This is a genomic window from Armatimonas sp., assembly GCF_043757465.1.
GTDB lineage: Bacteria > Armatimonadota > Armatimonadia > Armatimonadales > Armatimonadaceae > Armatimonas.
On record NZ_JAYVPL010000026.1, the window covers coordinates 13155 to 30540 of the forward strand.

Sequence of the window (17386 nt, forward strand, 5' to 3'; positions counted from 1 at the left end):
TTTGGCAAAAGCAACCACCCGGTTTGTCTGTCAGCAGTGTGGCCACGTCGAGCCCAAGTGGGCCGGGCGCTGTCCGAGTTGTAGTGAGTGGAACAGCCTTGTCGAAGAGGCGGTTCGTGAGGCCAAGACCCTCACGGCGCAGATTCGGGCAGGGGGTTCTTCGTTCTCGCACATGGGCGCGGCGCAGTCTCGACCCCGGCCCATCACCGAGATCGAGATCAGTGAGCGGGAGCGCCAGTCTACGTATATCCCTGAGTTTGATCGCGTCTTGGGCGGCGGCATCGTCCCTGGCTCACTGACTCTGATTGGAGGCGAGCCCGGAATTGGCAAGTCTACATTAATGAGTATGCTCTGTGGCAATTTAGCAAGCAAATATGGAACGACACTTTATATTTCGGGTGAAGAATCCGTTGAGCAGATTAAATTACGCGCGGTTCGACTCGATGCGCTCCATAAAGATCTATTACTCGCCTCTGAGACAGATATTGGGGTGATCGCGGGGTTTGTAGAGCAGCTTCGGCCCAAGTACTTGGTGATTGACTCCATCCAGACCATGATTTCCCCCGATGTGGACAGTGCGCCAGGAACAGTCTCCCAAGTTCGGGCCGCGACCAGTGCGCTGGCGGCGCTGGCGAAGGGCAAGCGGATCCCTATTTTTCTGGTGGGGCATGTCACCAAGGAGGGAGCGATTGCGGGGCCGCGCGTTTTAGAGCACATGGTGGACACGGTGCTTTATTTTGAGGGCGATGCCCATCTGACCTATCGAATTCTACGTGCGGTGAAGAATCGCTTTGGCTCCACCGATGAGCTGGGAATCTTCGAGATGCGCAGCGAAGGGCTCGTCGGGGTGGAGAACCCGTCGGCGGCGTTTCTGGCCGAGCGGCCCATTGGAAGCCCCGGCTCGACCGTCACGGCCACGATGGAGGGCTCGCGGGCTCTATTGGTGGAAGTGCAGGCACTGGTGGCGCAGAGCTATCTCACCAGCCCTCGACGAGTCACAAATGGCGTGCACCGAGATAGAGTGGCGCTGGTGCTGGCCGTGCTGGAGAAGCGCCTAGGGCTGAGCCTGGCGAACATGGATGTTTTTGTCTCCGTGGCGGGTGGCGTGCGCGTGGAGGAGCCATCGGCGGATCTGGCGATTGCGCTGGCCGTGGCAGGAAGTTTTCTGGATCGCCCGGTGGGGGGCAATCATGTTTTTCTCGGCGAGATCGGTCTGGCAGGAGAGGTGCGAAGCTGCACACAGATTGAGAAACGCCTTAGAGAGGCTGCGGGGCTAGGTTTTGGAGGCGCGATCCTGCCCCAAAAAAATATCGGACGGGAGACGCAGGGAATCGGGCTGGACTTATCGGGGGTAGAAACCGTGCGACAGGCCGTGGAAAAAGCACTTCTTGCGCCACAAGCCAACGCGCCCGTTAAAACCACGCGCGACGAATAAAAATCCTATGCAACCGGAGGCGCCTCTGCGGTGTCGGTAGAGCGGGAGCACGTGATGGATATTCCGGAGGACGTTTTCGAGAACCGACATGCCTTCAAGGCGTTCATTACCCAGATGGGAGGGGATCCGCGCCGTGATGGGGAGTCGCTGATTGCCTACCTGACGGGCTGGCTAGAGCGGCACGAGCGCGAGTCCGGCGAGTCCGAGGAAAAAAAAGAAGCGGCCCGCCGGTTGATTTTAGAACTCACCGAAGGGCTTGAAGGGCTCTATGCCCAGGATCTTGCAGTGGCACGGCTGGAAGATGAGCTAGACATTCTGCGTGAGCAACAGACCCATCAGATCGCAAACCTACGCCGAGGCTACCGGAAGATGGTTTTTTGGCGCGGCCCTCAAGATGCCGATGTGATCGCTGCTGCGGATTGGGTGCGCCAGGAGTTTCCCACGGAAGTCGCCGCCCATATTCTTAATACCGACGGCCTTTTTGACGACGACATTCCCCAGGAATAATGGCTTTTGTGGTATACTCTTGCCTCTTATGCCACTTCTGGAATGCAAAAATGTTGTCAAGCGCTTTGGAGGGCTAACTGCCGTCAATGAGGTGAATATTGCCGTTGAGCAAGGGGATCTCGCCGGACTTATCGGGCCTAATGGCGCAGGAAAGACGACTCTCTTCAATCTTCTCACTGGAGTCTATGCTCCCACCGAGGGTGACATTCTCTTTGAGGGGGTCTCCATTTCTGGCAAGAAACCCTACGAGATCGCGCAGCGTGGGATTGGCCGAACGTTTCAGAACATCCGGCTTTTTAGCGACCTCACCGTGATGGACAATGTTCGCACTGCTGCCTCCGTTCGTGCGAAGACTGGGCTGGCCGCGACGGTGTTTCAGACCGCGGGCTGTGCGCGGATCGAAAAGTCGGTCACGGAGGATGCCGGGCATCTTCTGGAGCTACTGGGGCTCTACGATCTGCGTGATGAGCAGGCCCGAAACTTACCCTACGGGGATCAGCGGAGGCTGGAGATTGCACGAGCGCTCGCGACCAAGCCCCGGCTGTTACTGCTCGATGAGCCTGCGGCGGGGATGAATCCGCAGGAATCCGAGGACCTGATGCACCTCATTCGGCGACTGCGCGATGAGTTCTCCGTGACAATTTTACTCATCGAGCACGACATGAATGTCGTGATGGGCGTCTGTGAGAAGATTACGGTTCTTGTCTATGGTGAGCCCATTGCCTTCGGCACTCCCGAAGAAATCCAGAGCAACCCTAAGGTGATCCAGGCCTACCTCGGTGACGAAGACGGCGACGGGGTGGGGGATGTGGGAGGCAAGACGGATGCTTAAGCTGGAATCGCTCGATGTCTACTACGGCGCAATCCATGCCTTGCGCGGCGTGAGTGTCATGGTCGAGGAAGGGGAGATCGTCACCCTGATCGGTGCAAATGGTGCGGGCAAGAGCACGCTGCTGCGCACTGCCTCCGGGATGGTGCGGCCCCGAAGTGGCTCCGTGACCTTTCTGGGGGAGAACGTCACCAAGACCCCCATTGCCGCGATTGTCTCACGTGGATTGGTGCACTGCCCGGAGGGGCGACGTATCTTCGCTAATATGAGCGTCAAGGAAAACTTAGAACTGGGCGCGTATCTGCGCAAGGACAAGGCGGGGATCGCCTCCGACTACGAATATTCGCTGAATCTCTTCCCCAGGCTCCGTGAGCGCCTGAGCCAGAATGCCGGGACCCTCTCGGGGGGCGAACAGCAGATGCTAGCGATTGGCCGTGCGCTCATGAGCAAGCCAAAGCTCTTAATGATGGATGAGCCCTCGCTAGGCCTCGCTCCTGTGATTGTCCAGGATATCTTTCGCATAATCCAGACCATTAACCAGGAACATAAAGTCGCTGTCTTGCTGGTGGAGCAGAACGCAAACAAGGCGCTCGCCGTAGCGCACCGAGGCTACGTATTGGAGACGGGCCAGATCATGCTCGAAGGACCCGCCGCCGAGCTGCGCACGAATCCCGAGGTCAAGAAGGCGTATCTCGGGGAATGACCCTCACAGCGGACAATGTCGGGCTCTACGCTGAGACTCTGGTGCGGCAGGCCGTGACGGCTGGCTACTCTCTGGACTATTCCGCTGAGTCGCTAACCACACTCGACACGCTTCTGGCGGGCTCGGATCCCCTCTACGACCTCTCCAGCGAAACCCAGCGCTCCCTCGTGATTTTTTATGTCGGCTGCTATCTGGGCGAGGTGATGGTTCGGACACTGGGTGGTCAATGGCGGCTCAGCGACCCCTGGGCGGAGTCGTGTGTGCTGATTGCGCGGGCACAGGCAGGGATAGAAATTCGTCCCTTTGAGAAGCTCTCCCGACGGCTGCTAGAGGGGGAGGATGGCAATCGTCTCGCCGCCTATTATCAAGGAATTATGGAACTTTTAGCTCATGGGAGCGTCTTAAGGTACTGAGGATTGATTACACCTCTTGACAGACCCCGTAAGATATGGCATCATAGACAATGGTGTCTAGGGAATACCAGACACTAGTTTCTAGGGTGCACGTCTTACAGTGATGTTACGGACTGTGATCCTAAATCTTTAAATCTAACCCAACAGAGGTCGGAAATCATGTCTCAAAAACGAACTCAAGGAGCGTTTACGCTCATCGAACTTCTTGTCGTGATCGCTATTATCGCGATTCTCGCCGCTATTCTCTTTCCTGTTTTTGCCCAGGCTCGTGAGAAGGCCCGCACCATCTCCTGCCTTTCCAATGGCAAACAGATCGGTACTGCGCAGATGATGTACTCCCAGGACTACGACGAAGAGATCGTCCCCTGGTACCAGCGCAACTATCCCACCGGATTCCCGAACCAGCAGGCCGCTTTTGTGGATCGCGTTTGGTGTAATCTTCTCAATCCCTACATTAAGTCAACCCGTAATGTGAGCCGTGTAGCGGCTGATCTCGGGGGAGTCTTCAACGATGGGGCGCGTGCCAAAGGGATGCTGATGTGTCCGTCGTGGAGTGCTGCCAAGCATGGAGTTGGAATGGATAAGGCCGACTGTGACGGCACGGGTGCACCAGGAAGTGGCTCCACTGGCTGGATGCCTTCCGTGTTCAACTTCGCCGACTATGGCATTGCCTTTGCCTATAGCAATCAGGGGGCTTGTGGTGCGAGCCAGGCTGCGCCCTGTATCGGTTTTCCGGGCGCGGGTCCGTCGGGCACGGCTCCCACGGGCTTCACGGGGCTAAACCTAGCTGCGATTCAGCGTCCGGCAGAGACCATGAATATCGGTGACGGTTTCACCGGTCGTATCCCCGCCGGAGGCTACGGAATCACTTTTGGCTGCGAGACCATTGATCGTCACCAAGAGGGCGCAAACTACACCTTCCTCGATGGGCACTCCAAGTACCTTAAGGGCAATGTCGAGCGCTATCTCGCACAGGATCAAGCGGGTGTATGGTATGAGAAGTACTTGACGTACTGGAAATAGGATCACAGAAACATGACATCTATCACTAAACGGGGGGCACTCGCCCTGACGTCGCTGATGTTGCTCGGTGTCCTTCTCGTCACAGGATGCTCCAAGTCCGAGCCGCCCAGTGATCCGGGATACTACACAGGGCCTATGGAGGGTAAAAATAAAATTACCGGCGGGCCCGGTGCAGCGGCAGCTCCCGCGACCAAAGCGGGTAAAGGTGCTCCTCAGTAGGTTCGTGTAACGCCCAGAATGGACCCGCCTGCGAAAACCAGGCGGGTCGCTTTGTTTGGAGAGGAAATGATGGCGGAAGTAAAACAAGCGCGCTCAAAAAAGACAGTGGATATCAAGGTTCTCTTTATCATTCTTGGAGTTGTGGGCCTGATTGCTATGATTATTAGCCTGCCCCGAGAGCCAGAAAAGCCTGAGGTGGGTTACTACACCGGTCCTAAGTATAACTTCCGAAATGGTCTCTTTGTTGATGGAAAAGGCAATGTGGTTCCTCCTCCACCCGGTGTACGGGTGCCCGATAAGAAGGTGGAGTATAAAAATACTGCGAAAGATAACGACTGAGCTATTATCGTCGCCGACGACGTGCAAATAGCCCGATGGCACCGAGGCTAAGCAAGGCCAGTGTGCCGGGCTCTGGGACGCTGCCCCTCGGTGTCGGAGTTGTCCGGACGATCAGGCCAATCACGCCCGCAAGCGGAATGAGTGGCAGGCCTGCCCGGGCGAATCCCGGAAGACGTGTCGGGGGCTTTAAGAGGCTTGGCTCCTCAACCACTGTGATCGGGGGGGGGGAAATCACTGGACGGAAAATCGGCTCGATCGGGAGATCCGTTGCCAAAGTGATGCCAAGAGGGCCATCTAGCAAGCCTGGCTCGCGCAGACTCGCCGGTACGGGAAAAATGCCGTGCGTGAGGGTGCGGCTCACCTGGGAAGGTGTGGGGCGTGAGCGAAGTATGGGAGCCTTAGGAAGCAGGGGGTTTGAGCAGTCCCACTTCAAGATTGGTTTGCCGTCCCGGGTAGCCCAGATACGGGTTCCCTTTCGGAGAGTTGTTTGTTTGCCGTAGATCTTGCCCGCTTTGGTGACCCCGTAGTTCATGACGCGAGTATCTTTGTTGAGAATCTGTGGCACCAGCGCATCCTGGATGAACTCAATGGTGCGCTCCTCGGGAATACCAAAGTGCCGGGAGAGATTGGTACGGAAAGTCCTGTTGGTTTTAAGCGCCTCTAACAGAGTCTCAGTAGTGAGTGCGGGGTCGTTGTTGAACTGATCCCGGCCAGGGCGTACTTGCTGTGAGGGAAAGGCTGGCAGAATGGGGCTCTCCGGTAGGAGGCGCGGGGCAACACCACTACTGGTCTGAGCCATGCTGGCTAAAGCAGTAAAGAGACCCGCTCCAAGACTTAGTGTGGATTTTCCCAAAGTTCTCATAATCTATACCCTACAGCGCAATTATACTGCCTACGACTGGTTTTGCCTTGCTTCTTGTTCAACGAATTAGAAAAAACAGGTAATTCTGCTGTCAAAACCCCGAACAATTACCTATAGATTTTTTGCCAGACTTGCCGGTGAAGCATCCCGAGAGAACTCTGGTACTATAGTTTCAGAATGAAACAGATTTTACGATGCACTGCCCTGGGAGTCGTTGTGTGCTTGGCGGGATGCCGAGGCAATCGTGGTGTCGAGGGGCCTGGGCTTGATGTTATGGTACCTCTGGTGACGGCACAGATTGGTGAGACTCTCCTCGGGGCGCCCTCACGCTCTCTGAGTACTCCAGCGGAGCCACCCATCCTAGGCGCCGAGGGACGTAACCAGGTTGTACTCGCTGCCGATGAAGCTGCGTTTGTGGCAATACTCGGAGAGGGGGCACGGGTACAGGATGTTCGGAACGTTGTGGGCAAGGTGAGTGGCGAGCTCAACAAGACACTGCGCCGCCGAAAACTGACAAGTGTCGCTACAGGGTTTCCCCCGACTTGTACTGAACTAGACGCCGCGCGGACGGTTCTTGCAAGCGTCTTCCCCTTTACGTTGGAGACGGGTGGCCCCGACGATAAAAGCAAAGGGAAAACCCAGACTCTCCTCATGGTGCGCCTGGCTTTGACGAATGCAAAAACAGGCCAGAGCCTGGCAATTCGTGAGTTCTACTCAGGCTATACTCTGCTCAAGCCTCGCGCTTCGCGGTGACCCAGGCAAGCGCTTCTTCGACCTGGAAGCGACGCTGTTCTTGTTTGTCAAATGCACTTTCCATAGCAGGTAGGTGACTTTTTAAGAACTCCTCGGACTGAGCGAGCTGTTGCTTGAACGACTCGTAGGCAAAACGCGCATCCTCGGCCTTTTGGTTGCGCCGACGGAAGAACGGGTTGTTGAAGGAGTAGCTGTGCAACTGAAACCCGGACTCGCGAGCGTGCTCCTCAATATTGCGTAGGCTACCTTCGTAGTAGGTCTTCTCGGAAAGCGCCTGGTCTATTTGAATCTTAAAGCGCCGAGCGGCCTCTTCCGCTTTCGTGTGCTCTCCTTGGATCAGGGAAATGACCTGGTCAAAGATCTGCGACGCTTCACGGTGCGCTGCTGCCGCGACAGTGTGTGCCTCAAAGAGCCCACACTTCTCAATACTCTCAGGGATTGCTGTTGAGGGAGGCAGCACGATCTCAAGGCCAAGCGCCTTCAGAAGGTAGGGCTTAGTCTTGTGCGCGGTCTGTAGACGGGTGAGCTCGTAGGCCGCTGCGGAGCGCGCCGCCTGCGTGAATCGCTCAATAGTCTGCCCACATGCCGCATGGAGCGGGCCCAGATCGGGATCCGAGTAGAGGGCGAAAGCACTGGAGGGGCTTTGGTCGAGGGCCCTATCCAGCAGGCTCTGTGCATCGGAACGCTGGCCAGCCCACAGGGCATAGCGAGCCGCCTCGACCCAGAGGAGTGGCTCACTATCACTCGTGACGCTCAGAGCGCGTTGAATGGACGCCCAAGCATCTCCCCAGCTTCCCAGCTGTGCCTGAAGGTACGCCTGATGGCGGATGGCAGGCACATAGTACGCTGTATCATGGTTCCCCGCTAGACGTGCCGCGTGGTAAAAGCTATCAATCGTTGTCTCACGAGGCTCTCCAAGCATCCACTGAATCCAGCCGATTTCGAACCAGATCGCAAAATTACGGCTACCAATAGGGTTTTCTAGCACACCCTTGAACAGGCGGAGGGCATCGCGAAACTCCTCCTCACGCTCACGACCCGTGTACCGGACACCGTTCTTGAGAGCCTGTCGCCCCTGAACCGCCATCTCGCGATGCATGGTGTCATAGGACAAGCAGAGGCGATCAAATTCCGCTTCCTGTGCCTGTGCCTTGGCAACGAGATGCTCCCCTTCGGAGATATCTGGCTGGGAAGGCATCCCTAGATTAGTGGCAACATAATGGCTCTCGGTAGAGCCTAGCTGCCCGAGAGCGACACTGGCATGGTATGCCTGGGTCTTCCAGATACCAAGCAACGCGTGCGCTGCCTCGGTGGCACTGGAGCAGGTCAGCTCTAGCGCATGCAACTGCTCTAGGAGGCGGGGGGGGGGTTGAGTAGACGGGTCCACGGGGGACACGGACATACGCACGGAATCCTTTCGGCACGACGAAACGCGCAAATTCTGTCTATCTTATCGTGAAATACTGATAAATTCCGCAGGATGTTCCCTCGTACAACTTACTGTTCTAACAAACCAGGCTTTGAAAGTCTGTGAAATCTGCCTGGAAGCCACCCTCGATGCCTTTACAGATGACGCTGACTGCATCGTGACTGTGGAGGCTCTCTAAGTGGGCACAGGCAATCTCAAAGTCCTTGACGCGTCTATCCACATCAAAACTCGCGAAGAGGAGCCGTGCCGCGTCCTCGACAAACTTGATGTGGGCACCGTTAAGCTCGGCAAATGCTTGCTCATCCTCGCGCTTTACCATGACCTGGGTCTCTGTCTTGAGTGCGGCGAGGCAGTGACGCTGGATCTCTTCCACGCTCAGGCTCGCCTCTTCCACCAGCTCTAGCTGTATCCGTGCCTTGGAGCGCTGGCTGTGAGGAACCGCATAGATATTACGTGTCGCGCGGGCGTGCTCGGCCAGCTCGACGGAGCAGGGGCAGGCTGATGAGTAGACAAAATCAAAGTGGATAAAGCGGCGCAGAGTGCCCCGAGCATCGAGGCTGGCCAAGTAGCTGACGGTGTAGTACTGGTAGCCTGCCAGACCGCTACGTAGGCTTGATTGCAGCATCGGGTACGAAAAGTCGACTTTGAGCCGGGCATTGAGGCCGCCGACCTGCGCTTGGTAGCCCTGAAGGATAGTGCCGAGCGTGTCGGGGGTGAAGCTGGCGTCTTTGTGCTCGTAGAATGTCCGCATGATCCGGCTCATGTTGATTCCCTTGAGGTTGGCTTCCAGGGAAACTGAGCCCATAACCCGTGCTTCCAGGCACTGGGAAGCACCGTCCTCGCCGACAAAGAGCAAGGGCAGGCGAAACCCAGAGATGCCGACCTGCTGGATCGGGACATTGGCTCCCTGGATCGCATTGCGGGTCAGAGTCATGTCCGGAAGCGACTCGCGGTACTCGGGTGAGGCAATGAAATCCGCATCGTAGCGCCGCTCGACGAGCGACAGGGCGGACTGATCCGTGTCGTGGAAGAACATTCGTGGGGACGGAGTGAGCGAGGGGGTCGGTTTTGACATTTTATTTTCCTCTCTGAAGCCCGCTGGTTGTTTCCGACAAACCGTGTGGGCTGGTTGTATTAGAGACCGGTGTACTCGAAAAAGTTACGGTCTGTTTCGCGGACGACCACTTTTTGGAGGCGAGCGGGTGCGGGGATTTTATTTTCTAAGTGCCGCCAGATCGCAAGCGTCAGATTCTCGCTGGTCGGGTTCGCTTCTCTAAAATCTTCCGTGTCGTCGTTTAGGTGCTTATGGTCGTAGCGCGCCATGATCTCGCGCTCCAGTACGGCATCGAGGGCTAGTAAGTCCACGATCATCCCCGTAGTCGGGTCCGGCTCACCGATCACGGTGACTTCTACCCCGTAGTTATGACCGTGGCCATTCGGGTTGTTGCACTTACCAAAAATGGTGAGGTTCTCGCGTTCGCTGAGGCCCGGAGCATGGAGCCGGTGGGCAGCGGCGAAGTCAATTGAACGTGTGAGGGCCACCATGGTGTCACTCTCCTGAAGGTCTAGGGTCGCGGAAAGGGTGGGGGTCTCCCACACCGTGATTTTAGTGAGCCGCGCCGCCGGATCTACGAACTCTCGGGCAAAGGCATCGGCTAGGAACAAGACGATATTCTCGGTGGTCGCGGGATGGGTGGCGAAGTGGGAGACCTCGTAGGTTAGGTGCTTGTCTCGCAGGGGTTTTAGGACCCGCTTGAGCGCTTTATCCACATCGGTGATATTGACCACCATTCCCGTGTTCTCGTCGAGCTCACCAGTAACGGTCAGCTCCACATCGTAGTTATGTCCATGTCCCCACTTCGATGCCCACTTCCCGAAGAGTGCCTGGTTCTCCTCAGAGGAGCGATTCGGGAACCAGTAGGCATGGGCAGCGGAGAACATTGCCTTTCGGCGTAGAGCAAGTTGTGCCACGCTCTATAGGAACGCAAATAGATCCAGTTGGTTCCCGGGAACTCCACCGCTTGATTTGGTTTCCTAGACGGCATGGACAAACCCACACACAACGATCATGCTATCTTAGGAGCCTTGCGCCAGCGCTGGAGTCCTCTCGCCTTCGACTCTAAGCCGGTGCCTACAGAATTACTACTCTCGCTTTTTGAGGCCGCCCGCTGGTCTGCATCATGCTTTGGAGAAGAGCCTTGGCGCTTTATTATCGGTTTGAAGGCCACTGCCCCGGAGACTTTTGCGAAGCTCGCTAGCACTCTCGTCCCTGGTAATTCCTGGGCCGCCAAAGCCCCCGTGCTCATTCTAGGGGTCGCGAAGAAGACATTCACCCACAACGAAAGCGAGAACCGGTTCGCTTCCTACGATGTCGGGCAGGCTGTTGGGCAGCTCACCGTACAGGCAGCCAGCGTGGGGCTCTATCTGCATCAAATGGGAGGCTTCGATGCCGCGAAGGCGCAAGAAATATTCGCCATTCCCTCGGACTTCGCGCCCCAGTCCTTAATCGCTCTGGGCTATCTTGGCGAGGCGGAGTTACTTGATGACGAGAAGCAGCGCGAGCGCCATAACAGCCCGGTCCGCAAGCGCAAGCCACTGAGTGAGATCGTCTTTACTGAGTGGGAGAAAGCGGCGTTTTGATCCCGGCGTTTGGAGTCCGTGTCGTGGATGCGGTGACAGGGCGGGGCGTGCCGTTGGTGGAGCTACGCACTACCAGCGACCTCCGTTTTATCACCGACAGTGCGGGCTGGGTGGCATTTTACGAGCCCGGGCTGATGAACTCCAAAGTCTGGTTTGGTATAAAGAGCCACGGCTACGACTATCCCAAAGATGGCTTCGGTTACCAGGGTGTTGTGTTGACACCGAAGGCGGGCACGACGGCGACCCTAAGGCTCCCCCGCAAGAATCTCGCGGAGCGGCTCTACAGGGTGACGGGCGAGGGGATCTATCGAGACTCGCTGCTTCTGGGAAAGCCCATCCCGGCGGGAATCACACAGATGAACGGACGTGTGATGGGCCAGGACTCCGTGCTCGCGGCGCTCTATAAAGGCAAGCTGTACTGGTTCTGGGGTGATACCGCCCGTCCTGAGTACCCACTCGGGCAGTTCGGCACCTCGGGAGCCACGTCCAACCCCAAAGACAACCCCGACGAAGCGATTCGTTTGCAATACTTCACCGATGAGAAAACGGGCTTCTCCCGCGCGATGTTCCCGAAACCCAAAGGCCCCGGCCCGGTCTGGATCACGGGACTCGCAGTGGTTGAGAGCGGAGATAAGCTGGTCTGTTTCTATAGCCGGATGAGGGATTTGGGCACCTGCGTCGAGCGTGGCCTTGCTGTCTTTAACGATGCGAAAGCCTGCTTCGAGCCTGTCGCGGAGTTCGATCCAACGAAGCCTGAGCCGCTGACGGGCCATCCGTTTCTCCACGACGGCTGGCTTTATGGCTCCTACGAGGGCGGTGCGCCCCTGCCTTGCGTGCGAGTGCGGCCCACACTCGCGGCGTTGAAAAACCTCAAAAACTATGAGCAAGTCGCCGAGCCGAAGCTAAGCCTGAAAGATGCCCTCACGGGAGCATCCGTTCAGAACCACGGCGGCTCGGTGTTCTGGAACGCCTACCGGCAGCGCTGGGTGATGATTGTGCTCCAGAAATTTGGAAAATCCTCGAACGTCGGAGAGGTCTGGTACGCGGAGGCGAAAGCCCTCACCGGGCCGTGGGAGCGTGCCGTTCAGATCGTCACGCACGACAAGATGGATTTTGACAATGTCACCCAGCACCCGTATTTTGACCGAGGGCGCTTTGTGTATTTTGAAGGAACCTACGTCAACACGTTCTCCGGAAACCCCGACCCGACCCCGCGCTACAACTACAACCAGATTCTCTACCGACTCGATCTGGAGGAGAAGCGCCTGCGAGTGTAGAAAAAGAGCAGCAGATGTATTTGCGCCCTAGGGCGCACCAAATTTCACCAAGGAAACAAACGACACATGAAGATCGGAATCTTCACCGCGCTGTTCCACGATCGCCCGATCGAGGCCGCGCTTGACTACATTGCTGAGGCTGGAATCCAGTCCGTGGAGCTGGGCGGTGGTGCCTATCCCGGAAGCCGTCACCTGGATGATTTTGGGGGAGCGAAAGCGCTGATCACCGACGCGGGCAAGCGCAAGCAGCTCGTGAAGGCCATCGAGAGCCGGGGGCTGATTCTCTCCGCGATCTCCGTGCATGGCAATCCGCTGCACCCCAATAAAAAAATTGCGGACGAGCATCACGAGGTATTTACGGACGCTGTCCTACTGGCTGAAGCGCTGCACGGCGACGGAATCATGCCCCAGGCGACGGTCAATGGCTTCTCTGGCTGCCCCGGCGACTCCGCCCGCGCCAAGAATCCCAACTGGGTGACCTGTGCGTGGCCGGATGAGTTCCGCGAGATCCTGGACTACCAGTGGCGCGTGGCCGCCCGCTACTGGCGCGCTCAAAATCGATTTCTCAAGCAGCACGGCGTGGTCTTCGCTATCGAGATGCACCCGGGCTTTATCTGCTACAACAACGACACCCTTCTGAAGCTACGCAAAGTGGCTGGCGATCGCATCGGGGTGAACTTCGACCCGTCGCATCTGTGGTGGCAGGGCATTGATCCACTAGCTGCCGTTCGCCAGCTTGGCGAGGCGGGCGCACTCTTTCACTGCCACGCCAAAGACACCCGCATTGATCCTCAAAATAGTGGTGTCAATGGCAACTTGGACACGCAGAGCTACGGCGACATTGCCAACCGCTCCTGGGTCTTCCGCTCGGTAGGCTACGGTCATGATGAAGCTTGGTGGAAGGACTTCGTGAGCGTATTACGGATGGTGGGCTACGATTATGTTCTCTCCATTGAGCATGAGGATGGCCTGATGTCCAGCAACGAAGGCCTGCACAAGGCGCTGGATGTGCTCAAGCGCTCCGTGATTTCTGAGAAGCCCGGCCCCATGTTCTGGGCGAAAGACTAGAGCTGCACCGCAGCCGGGGCGTTCACGCCCCGGCTATTTTTATGAACGCAAGTATGATTCTTCAAAACGCCGACGCGAGGCTGCTTGCGGCAGCACGGGTGAGTCGCTACTTGCTCTATCATGTGATGCGCATCACGGCGGCGGAACTTGAGCCCGTGGACTCGTTCTATATTGGTTTTCGGCAGGGCGAGAGCGCAATTGTTTATCCTTACAACTGGGATGGCCACGAGTACGACAATCCCAATATCAATACGTTCGCGCCCGAGGGACTGACGGCGTGGATTGTGAAGCATAAAAAAACCTACTGGTCTCAGGCCGACAAGGCGCTGATGCTGCACCGGGGACGGGCATTTGGCGATACGAGCCGTCGCTCTGCCGAGGGGATTGTTACTCCGCTGATCGAGAGTGGGAATCGCCGTGTGATCGGGGTAATGGCGATGCTCTCGTACACGGGGGGAGCCTACGACGAGTCAACCTGCCGGTTTCTTGAAGGACTCGCTGAGATTCTCGTGACGGCACTCGCAAGAGAGCGCGAAGACCGCGAGCGTCGTAGGCGCTTTGGAGGGCCGGAGCCGAGCGAACCACCCGTCACACAAACGCTTCGCCGTCTCCGCCGCCAGGCGGAGGAGCTACGAGTCCAGTATCCTGAGCTCCAAGAGCCACTGGAGCGCCTCTGCCAGACCTGTGCTCAGGCCCAGACCGAGTCGGCGGAGCTTCTGATCGCCCAGACCACGCAAAACGACCCACTCGCTGGACTGACTGCGCGTGAGCGCGAGATTGCCCTGCTTCTTATCGAGCCGCTGACCTACGCCCAGCTCGGAGAGAGGCTATGTATCTCGGAGAAAACGGTCAAGACGCACGCTGCGAATATAATCCGAAAACTCGATGCGGGCGGGCGGAGTGGGGTGCGCCAGCTACTGCTTGGGAGTAGATAGCGCTCCGTCTTGAGCCGATGCGGGAGCACCCGTCCGCACCGTATTCTGGCGGAGGAAGGAACAAAGACAATGCGTGAGCTTTTCGATAAGGATTTCCCCGGCGTGGGTGGGGGAGCGATGACAATCAAAGGGAGCCATATTACCCGCTGGGGAACCGGCCTGGATCAGCGAGTCGTGCCGTGCTCGACCTTTAAGATCGTCCTGGCACACTTGGCGCTGGAGGCAAAACTGGTAAAAAGCGCTGAGGAGATCTGGAAGTTCTCAGGTAAGAAGTCGGGGCGCGTCGAGTGGGGTCGGGATCTGTGCTTGCGGACGGCGCTAGAGACTTCGGCGGAGTGGTATTTTCAAGATGTGGCACGAAAGCTAGGAGCAGAGCGTCTGCGTGCGGGAGTGAAAAAACTCGGCTACGGCAGCGGCTGGAGTGGCAAGACTCCTGCAAGCGCCTGGCACGACGGCACTTTAACAATTTCACCCATGGAGCATGTTTTGGTAATGCAGCGGCTCAGTGCGGGCACGTGGCCCTTTTTCGCTCCGATTCAGACATCCGTGAAGAAATGCCTTGCCTACCCCGTGGACGGTGACGTCCAACTTTGGGGAAAGACGGGCTCCTCGGAAAAGGGCAAAGATGGGAGAGCTTTAGGATGGTATGTGGGAGCGTTCTTACGTGAGGGTGAGGCGACGTCTTTTGCAATCCTGTGCCATGCCCCAAACGCCCTCGGGCCACGGGTGCGTGACGAGCTCGTCAAGCGCCTCGCGACCCACTACTGAACAGCCTCGGCGGCGGCTTGCTCCCACTCGCTCATCCTGGCTTCTAAGGCATTGCTGAGCCGCGTGTGTTCCGCGGCTTGTGCAATGGCATCGCCCTCGCCTGATGCGAGCGTGCTCTCAACCGTGGCAAGCTCACTCTCCAGCTTGCTAATCTCTTCCTCAAGAAAGGCGACGCGTTTCTGGAGCCGCGCCCTCTCTTTGGAGAGCTGAAAGGCGCTCGGCTTCACCCCCTCTTGGCCCACGGAACGTGGATCAGAGCGAGAGGGGGCCGCGCGAAGTGCAGGGGGAGTGCTCGCTCTCTGGGCGGCTCGGTAGAGGGCGTAGTTTCCCTCGTGGAGCGCCACTTTGCCGTTGCCTTCAAACGCCAGCGTGTGATCCGTAACAGCATCCAAAAGTGCACGGTCATGACTGACGACAAGAAGTGTGCTCGGGAAAGACTGCAATGCGTCTGTGAGGGCGTCGCAGCTCCAGACATCTAAGTGGTTGGTGGGCTCGTCAAGAACTAAAAGATTGGCGGGAGAGAGCACCATCAGCGCCATGCGCAGCTTGCTCCGCTCGCCGCCCGAGAGTGCTGAGATCGGCTTGAAGACATCGTCACCGGTGAACAGAAACTTTGCTAAGTGACTGCGTGCCTCGGCGATGTTCAGGCTCGCCCTTTCGTAAAAGGCTTCGAGGACGATCTCATCACCCTCAAAGTCATCCTCATCCTGGCGGTGCACCGCGACCGTGACGCCGTGGCCGAACTTTAGGTAGCCACTGTCTAGCGCCTGTTCTCCAAGAAGTAGTTCAATGAGCGTTGTTTTGCCCGTCCCATTTGGCCCCACTATCCCGATTTTTTGGGCGCGGCGTAATATAACTCTTCGTTCGCTCATTTTTTGAGGAGTTTATCAAATTTGAGGTAACCTCATTTCATGGCCGAAACACTCACTCTCATCACCGAACGAGTAGATGACATTCCACTGTTGCTAGCACAAATGCAGAAACTGGAGATGGCTCAAAAGATAGATCAGCATCTGCCTGCACATGGCAATCGAAAGGGACTCAGCTATGGAGCACTTGCCTGCGTGTGGCTCACCCATATTATCTCTCAAGCCGATCATCGAATGAATCAGCTACAGCAATGGGCGGCACAACGAACCAGCATTTTACAAAGCCTGATGCCTACTGTCTCTGCTCAAGGTAGTACCTGCGTCGAAAATGGTACCTGCGTCGAAACAGATTTTACCGACGATCGCTTGGCGGACTTACTAAAAGCACTCAGTGATGATACTAAATGGAATTTATTAGAAGCAGATCTCAATTCAAAAAGTATTGCAGTCTATGATCTACCCACGGAGGTCGTGCGTTTGGATGCGACGACAGTCTCCCTAGACACTGACCCGGAAGGACTCTTTGCCTTGGGGCACAGTAAAGATCATCGCCCCGATGTCGCCCAGGTCAAAATCATGATGGCAACACTCGATCCTCTGAGTATGCCACTTCTTACTCATATTGTCGCAGGCAACAGTGCCGATGACCCTTTGTATCTGCCTGCTGTAGAGCAGGTTCGCAAAAGCGTGGACAAACGGGGACTGCTCTTTGTGGGCGATTGCAAAATGGCGGCAAAAGCTACGCGTGCTGGCATTGCTTCAGGTGCTGATTTCTATCTTTGCCCTCTTGCCCAGACACAAATGTCCCCTGAGCAATTATCCCAGCGTCTGAAGCCCGTTTTGTCGGGTGAACAAACTCTGCTCTCTATCGAGCGTGTGGACACGAAGGGGCAAATAGAAATTCTTGGGGAGGGCTACGAGTGGACTGAGTCTCAGCAGTTGGGAGATTTCTGCTGGCAAGAACGTCGCCTTCTGGTGCGCTCTGACGCTTTTGCGCACGCTGCTGAGCGTGGCTTACAGACTCGTCTTGCGTCTGCCCAATCGAAAATCTCTCAACTGAGCGATCGTGGTCGCGGCAAGCGTTTTCCTAAAGATAGTCTTTCTGCGCAAGAAGCCGTGAATGCTATTGTCTCTCACTATAAGTTAGATGGCTTGCTAATCGTGACGATTAGCGAGACTCTTCAGGAGAATAGCGTTCGCGGTTATGGAGGTAATCCTGAGCGTATCGAATCGAATATTCAAGTTTCCATTTCTTGTCATGTTGATGCTTCCACTCTTAAATCTCATATTTCTTCTCTTGGTTGGCGCGTTTATGCC

20 protein-coding genes are annotated in these 17386 nt (G+C 56.8%); 15 read left to right on the plus strand and 5 right to left on the minus strand.

All coding sequences use genetic code 11. The annotated features are described in order from the left end of the window. Position 1: 1 nt before the first annotated feature. From radA to ACH2ED_RS04000, 8 genes are all read left to right on the plus strand, one after another. On the plus strand, positions 2–1435 hold the full coding sequence (gene radA, locus ACH2ED_RS03965; protein ID WP_395088914.1) for a DNA repair protein RadA: 1434 nt from the start codon (positions 2–4) through the stop codon (positions 1433–1435). A gap of 54 nt (positions 1436–1489) precedes the next feature. Then, the gene (locus ACH2ED_RS03970) at positions 1490–1942 is read left to right on the plus strand and encodes a hypothetical protein (RefSeq protein WP_395088915.1); all 453 of its coding nucleotides are present in this window, start codon (positions 1490–1492) and stop codon (positions 1940–1942) included. A gap of 28 nt (positions 1943–1970) precedes the next feature. Next, positions 1971–2774: an ABC transporter ATP-binding protein gene (locus ACH2ED_RS03975; protein WP_395088916.1), complete on the plus strand. Its 804-nt coding sequence runs from the start codon at positions 1971–1973 to the stop codon at positions 2772–2774. Continuing rightward, the gene (locus ACH2ED_RS03980; protein WP_395088917.1) at positions 2767–3474 is read left to right on the plus strand and encodes an ABC transporter ATP-binding protein; all 708 of its coding nucleotides are present in this window, start codon (positions 2767–2769) and stop codon (positions 3472–3474) included. The genes ACH2ED_RS03975 and ACH2ED_RS03980 overlap by 8 nt, the downstream gene beginning before the upstream one ends. Continuing rightward, positions 3471–3887, plus strand: coding sequence for a DUF6278 family protein (locus ACH2ED_RS03985; RefSeq protein WP_395088918.1), 417 nt, complete (start codon positions 3471–3473; stop codon positions 3885–3887). Before ACH2ED_RS03980 ends, ACH2ED_RS03985 begins: the two co-directional genes overlap by 4 nt. 159 nt (positions 3888–4046) lie before the next feature. Further along, entirely contained in the window at positions 4047–4910 is an 864-nt protein-coding gene (locus ACH2ED_RS03990; RefSeq protein ID WP_395088919.1) for a prepilin-type N-terminal cleavage/methylation domain-containing protein, read from the plus strand. Positions 4911–4922: 12 nt separating this feature from the next. After that, positions 4923–5129 (plus strand): hypothetical protein, encoded by a 207-nt coding sequence (locus tag ACH2ED_RS03995; protein WP_395088920.1) that lies wholly within the window; start codon positions 4923–4925, stop codon positions 5127–5129. A gap of 18 nt (positions 5130–5147) precedes the next feature. After that, a complete protein-coding gene (locus ACH2ED_RS04000) occupies positions 5148–5468 on the plus strand; it encodes a hypothetical protein (RefSeq protein ID WP_395088921.1) in 321 nt (106 codons plus the stop codon). 4 nt (positions 5469–5472) lie between these two features. Here ACH2ED_RS04000 and ACH2ED_RS04005 read toward each other — a convergent pair whose 3' ends face one another. Next, positions 5473–6330: a PEP-CTERM sorting domain-containing protein gene (locus tag ACH2ED_RS04005; protein ID WP_395088922.1), complete on the minus strand. Its 858-nt coding sequence runs from the start codon at positions 6328–6330 to the stop codon at positions 5473–5475. Positions 6331–6507: 177 nt separating this feature from the next. Between ACH2ED_RS04005 and ACH2ED_RS04010 the strand changes: the two genes are divergently transcribed. Further along, positions 6508–7083 (plus strand): hypothetical protein, encoded by a 576-nt coding sequence (locus ACH2ED_RS04010; protein WP_395088923.1) that lies wholly within the window; start codon positions 6508–6510, stop codon positions 7081–7083. Here the strand turns inward: ACH2ED_RS04010 and ACH2ED_RS04015 are convergent. The 3 genes from ACH2ED_RS04015 to ACH2ED_RS04025 form a co-directional block, all read right to left on the minus strand. Further along, positions 7061–8485, minus strand: coding sequence for a tetratricopeptide repeat protein (locus ACH2ED_RS04015; RefSeq protein WP_395088924.1), 1425 nt, complete (start codon positions 8483–8485; stop codon positions 7061–7063). The genes ACH2ED_RS04010 and ACH2ED_RS04015 overlap by 23 nt on opposite strands. A 103-nt stretch (positions 8486–8588) precedes the next feature. Further along, complete coding sequence (gene folE2 / locus ACH2ED_RS04020; RefSeq protein WP_395088925.1) at positions 8589–9587, minus strand: GTP cyclohydrolase FolE2; 999 nt, start codon at positions 9585–9587, stop codon at positions 8589–8591. 59 nt (positions 9588–9646) lie between these two features. Further along, complete coding sequence (locus tag ACH2ED_RS04025) at positions 9647–10483, minus strand: 6-carboxytetrahydropterin synthase (protein ID WP_395088926.1); 837 nt, start codon at positions 10481–10483, stop codon at positions 9647–9649. A 72-nt stretch (positions 10484–10555) separates the two neighbouring features. On the opposite strand from ACH2ED_RS04025, the gene ACH2ED_RS04030 reads away from it, so the two are divergent. From ACH2ED_RS04030 to ACH2ED_RS04050, 5 genes are all read left to right on the plus strand, one after another. Further along, entirely contained in the window at positions 10556–11152 is a 597-nt protein-coding gene (locus ACH2ED_RS04030; protein ID WP_395088927.1) for a nitroreductase family protein, read from the plus strand. Next, positions 11149–12429 carry a hypothetical protein gene (locus ACH2ED_RS04035; RefSeq protein ID WP_395088928.1) on the plus strand — a complete coding sequence of 427 codons (1281 nt, stop codon included), beginning with the start codon at positions 11149–11151 and terminating at the stop codon, positions 12427–12429. Before ACH2ED_RS04030 ends, ACH2ED_RS04035 begins: the two co-directional genes overlap by 4 nt. 66 nt (positions 12430–12495) lie before the next feature. Next, positions 12496–13497, plus strand: a complete 1002-nt coding sequence (locus tag ACH2ED_RS04040; protein ID WP_395088929.1) for a sugar phosphate isomerase/epimerase family protein — start codon at positions 12496–12498, stop codon at positions 13495–13497. Positions 13498–13550: 53 nt separating this feature from the next. Then, the gene (locus ACH2ED_RS04045) at positions 13551–14432 is read left to right on the plus strand and encodes a LuxR C-terminal-related transcriptional regulator (RefSeq protein ID WP_395088930.1); all 882 of its coding nucleotides are present in this window, start codon (positions 13551–13553) and stop codon (positions 14430–14432) included. Between the two features lie 69 nt (positions 14433–14501). After that, positions 14502–15200 (plus strand): penicillin-binding transpeptidase domain-containing protein, encoded by a 699-nt coding sequence (locus tag ACH2ED_RS04050; protein WP_395088931.1) that lies wholly within the window; start codon positions 14502–14504, stop codon positions 15198–15200. Here the strand turns inward: ACH2ED_RS04050 and ACH2ED_RS04055 are convergent. Continuing rightward, the gene (locus ACH2ED_RS04055; protein ID WP_395088932.1) at positions 15194–16072 is read right to left on the minus strand and encodes an ATP-binding cassette domain-containing protein; all 879 of its coding nucleotides are present in this window, start codon (positions 16070–16072) and stop codon (positions 15194–15196) included. The two genes, ACH2ED_RS04050 and ACH2ED_RS04055, sit on opposite strands and share 7 nt — an antisense overlap. A 39-nt stretch (positions 16073–16111) precedes the next feature. Between ACH2ED_RS04055 and ACH2ED_RS04060 the strand changes: the two genes are divergently transcribed. Beyond that, on the plus strand, positions 16112–17386 hold a 1275-nt coding region (locus ACH2ED_RS04060; RefSeq protein ID WP_395088933.1), incomplete at its 3' end, for a transposase.

Coding starts and splice junctions, on each gene's coding strand:
- folE2 (WP_395088925.1), bottom strand. CDS start 9,587: ATGTCAAAACCGACCCCCTCGCTCACTCCGTCCCCACGAATGTTCTTC.
- ACH2ED_RS03980 (WP_395088917.1), top strand. CDS start 2,767: ATGCTTAAGCTGGAATCGCTCGATGTCTACTACGGCGCAATCCATGCC.
- ACH2ED_RS04005 (WP_395088922.1), bottom strand. CDS start 6,330: ATGAGAACTTTGGGAAAATCCACACTAAGTCTTGGAGCGGGTCTCTTT.
- ACH2ED_RS04050 (WP_395088931.1), top strand. CDS start 14,502: ATGCGTGAGCTTTTCGATAAGGATTTCCCCGGCGTGGGTGGGGGAGCG.
- ACH2ED_RS03985 (WP_395088918.1), top strand. CDS start 3,471: ATGACCCTCACAGCGGACAATGTCGGGCTCTACGCTGAGACTCTGGTG.
- ACH2ED_RS04045 (WP_395088930.1), top strand. CDS start 13,551: ATGATTCTTCAAAACGCCGACGCGAGGCTGCTTGCGGCAGCACGGGTG.
- ACH2ED_RS03970 (WP_395088915.1), top strand. CDS start 1,490: ATGGATATTCCGGAGGACGTTTTCGAGAACCGACATGCCTTCAAGGCG.
- ACH2ED_RS03995 (WP_395088920.1), top strand. CDS start 4,923: ATGACATCTATCACTAAACGGGGGGCACTCGCCCTGACGTCGCTGATG.
- ACH2ED_RS04030 (WP_395088927.1), top strand. CDS start 10,556: ATGGACAAACCCACACACAACGATCATGCTATCTTAGGAGCCTTGCGC.
- ACH2ED_RS04010 (WP_395088923.1), top strand. CDS start 6,508: ATGAAACAGATTTTACGATGCACTGCCCTGGGAGTCGTTGTGTGCTTG.
- ACH2ED_RS04000 (WP_395088921.1), top strand. CDS start 5,148: ATGGACCCGCCTGCGAAAACCAGGCGGGTCGCTTTGTTTGGAGAGGAA.
- ACH2ED_RS03990 (WP_395088919.1), top strand. CDS start 4,047: ATGTCTCAAAAACGAACTCAAGGAGCGTTTACGCTCATCGAACTTCTT.
- ACH2ED_RS03975 (WP_395088916.1), top strand. CDS start 1,971: ATGCCACTTCTGGAATGCAAAAATGTTGTCAAGCGCTTTGGAGGGCTA.
- ACH2ED_RS04015 (WP_395088924.1), bottom strand. CDS start 8,485: ATGTCCGTGTCCCCCGTGGACCCGTCTACTCAACCCCCCCCCCGCCTC.
- ACH2ED_RS04055 (WP_395088932.1), bottom strand. CDS start 16,072: ATGAGCGAACGAAGAGTTATATTACGCCGCGCCCAAAAAATCGGGATA.
- ACH2ED_RS04040 (WP_395088929.1), top strand. CDS start 12,496: ATGAAGATCGGAATCTTCACCGCGCTGTTCCACGATCGCCCGATCGAG.